Raw genomic sequence first — 2,811 nt, 5'->3', positions numbered from 1 at the left:
ATACATTAGTGCGCCGCCCCCCCCGCGTCCCCCCGCCCGATCCCTAGTGCCGCGGCCTGCTCGGGGGGGGCGTGCCCGGCACGGCCCGTGCCGAGCCTGGCGCGGGGCGTCCGGCCGGCCCGCCGTTGTGGGGGCGGCGTAAGCCGCGAAGCCATGGCTCATCGGTCGGCGAAGGGCCACCCCCTCCCCAGCCCTCCCCTTCGCTGCGCGAAAGGGAGAGGGCGAAACTGTAGTGCCGAGCCATGTTCGGCAGAGGCTTTACTGGGAAGGCGCCCGCCCCGCCAGGCTCGGCACTACAGACAAAAAAAAGCCCCGCTATGCGGGGCTTTTCATCAGCGCGCCATCGCGCGGGTCTGTTCCAGCTCTACTTGCAGGGTGGATGCCAGTTCGTCCCTGGCTACCTCGAACTGCTGTTCACGCAGCAGATCCTTCACCGCAACCACACCACGCGCCAGCTCATCTTCACCGGCCAACACCACAAAACGGATACCAGCCTTGGCCGCGTACTGGAACTGCTTGCCGATCTTCTTCGGCTCCATCTGCACTTCGGTATTGATGCCACCAGCGCGCAGACGGCGAGCGATATCCAGCGACTGTGGCATAGCCGCCTCGTCCATCAAGGCCACCATCGCGTGCACGCTGCTTTCGGCGATGCCGTCGATCAGATTGGCCTCGCGCAACTGCCAGAACAAACGGGTCAGACCGATCGAGATGCCTACGCCCGGCAGCTTGGACTTGGTGTAGTGGCTGGCCAGGTCTTCATAGCGACCGCCCGAGCAGATCGAACCGATCTGCGGGTGATCAACCAAGCTGGTCTCGTACACGGTGCCGGTGTAGTAATCCAGACCACGGGCGATGGAGAAATTCAGGCAATACGCGGTTGCCGGCACACCCAGTGCCTTGACCAGCTCCAGCACTTCACGCAGCTCGGCAGCGCCGGTACGCAGCGACTCGCTTGCCGATTCGCCGGCGGCAGCCAGTACCGCCTCGATCTGCGCCAGTGCATCAGCATGCGAGCTGGAGCGGACTTCGACGAAGGACAGGATGCGATCGACCGCGTCAACCGGCAGGCCGAAATCCGGGCCGACCAAGGTCTCACGCACGTAATCCGGTCCGCGCTTGTCGAGCTTGTCGACCTCTCGCAGCACCAGCGCCTGCTGCCCGGCATCCACCACGCCCTGCGCTTCGAAGAAACCACGCATCAGCTTGCGGTTGTTCAGCTGCACGGCGAAGTTGCCGATGCGCAATTCGGAGAACACCGCGTAGATCACCGCCAGCACTTCGGCGTCATAACGGATGCTCAGCGTGTCCTTGCCGATCACATCGACGTCACACTGGTAGAACTCGCGGAAACGGCCGCGCTGGGCGCGTTCGCCACGGTAGACACGCTGCATCTGGTAACGACGGAACGGGAAGGTCAGGTCGTGCTCGTGCTCAGCCACATAGCGGGCCAGCGGCACGGTCAGGTCGAAGCGCAGCGCCATCTCCGGCAGGCCGCCCTTGTCAGCGGATTCCGCAGCATTGGCCAGCGCACCGGTGGACTGCACGAAATACACCTGGCGCTCGGTCTCGCCGCCGGATTTGGTCAACAGCACATCGGACAGCTCGAACACCGGTGTTTCCACCGGCAGGAACCCGAAGCGCTCGTAGTTGCGGCGGATGACGTCCAGCATGCGCTGGAACGCGATCTGCTCGCGCGGCAACAATTCCATGATGCCGGGCGGGGTACGGGGCTTGATCACGGGCAAAACTCCTGCAACTCAATGGGGAAACGGTCGCTAATTCTAGCCGCACACCGCCCGTCTGGCCGCATGAAGTATAATTTGGGCACTTCCCCCTCGTTCTAGACATGTCCCGGCCAGCCCAAGGCACCGAGCAATCCACGGTTTCGTCCATTGCCGCCGAAGGCAATGGCGGGCGCGAGTGCCTGCAGTGCTCGGTCCGCCACCTGTCGGTATGCTCGGCCCTGTCCTGTGACGAAGTACACGCGCTGGAGCAGATCACCGTGTCCACGCCAGTGGCGATGGGCACCACACTGGCCCGCGCCGGCGAGCCGCGCGCTTATGTCTATACAGTAACCGAGGGCGCGCTGCGCCTGGTGCGCACCTTGGCCGATGGCCGCCGACAGGTGAACGGCTTTGTACTGCCGGGCGATTATCTGGGCCTGAGCGGCAGCGATCATCACCGCTACGACATCGAGGCCATTGCCGACAGCCGGGTCTGCCGGGTGCCGACCACGCAGATGCGTGACCTGCGTCAACGCTACCCTCACTTGGAGCGCAAGCTGCTGCAGCGCGCCTGCCAGGAGCTGGATGCGGCCCAGGACAACGCACTTGCGCTGGCCCGCCTGCAGCCGCCGGAGCGGTTGGCCGACTTCCTGCTGCGCCTTGCCGCCCGCGAGGCGACCTTGAACGGGCGCAGCAGCAACCGGGTGTCATTACCGATGGGCCGCGGCGATATCGCCGACCATCTTGGCCTGACCATGGAAACGGTGAGCCGCACCTTCACCAAGCTGCGCCAGCAGGGTCTGATCGCCCTGCCCCACCTGAATGTGGTGGAGATTCTGGATTTCGCCGAGCTGCAGCACCTGGCCAACGACGAGTTCTAAGGCGTCATCTGTAGAGCCGAGATCCTATGTTCGCGGTCAAGCCTGCTGGAAGCAGGCTTGACCTACTCTCAGCATGGTCGGATCGAAATCCCGGCCGCTCTTGAAGACACCCCACGCGATTCTGGCCAGCTTTCTAGCCAGGATGTTGAAACTGGCGGTGCTGCTGTGGCCGCGCTCACGGATGGCGGTGTAGAGGGGTTTGC

At 64.2% G+C, this 2,811-nt stretch carries 2 protein-coding genes and 1 pseudogene; 1 reads left to right on the top strand and 2 read right to left on the bottom strand.

Going from position 1 to position 2,811, the window contains the following annotated elements; genetic code table 11:
* Positions 1-332 precede the first annotated feature (332 nt).
* Positions 333-1,742, bottom strand: coding sequence for a histidine--tRNA ligase (gene hisS, locus ACVOLR_RS19995; protein WP_481537980.1), 1,410 nt, complete (start codon positions 1,740-1,742; stop codon positions 333-335).
* A gap of 107 nt (positions 1,743-1,849) precedes the next feature.
* Between hisS and ACVOLR_RS19990 the strand changes: the two genes are divergently transcribed.
* Positions 1,850-2,608 carry a Crp/Fnr family transcriptional regulator gene (locus ACVOLR_RS19990; RefSeq protein ID WP_481537979.1) on the top strand — a complete coding sequence of 253 codons (759 nt, stop codon included), beginning with the start codon at positions 1,850-1,852 and terminating at the stop codon, positions 2,606-2,608.
* A 36-nt stretch (positions 2,609-2,644) separates the two neighbouring features.
* On the opposite strand, the pseudogene ACVOLR_RS19985 reads toward ACVOLR_RS19990, so the two are convergent.
* Positions 2,645-2,811: pseudogene (locus ACVOLR_RS19985) on the bottom strand (IS110 family transposase); the annotation flags it as partial.

The sequence above is a fragment of the Stenotrophomonas sp. STEN030 genome, assembly GCF_056759995.1.
The sequence above is the reverse complement of the archived record's forward strand: the minus strand, read 5'-3'. Positions and strand labels throughout refer to the sequence as shown.

Coding starts and splice junctions, on each gene's coding strand:
- ACVOLR_RS19990 (WP_481537979.1), top strand. CDS start 1,850: ATGTCCCGGCCAGCCCAAGGCACCGAGCAATCCACGGTTTCGTCCATT.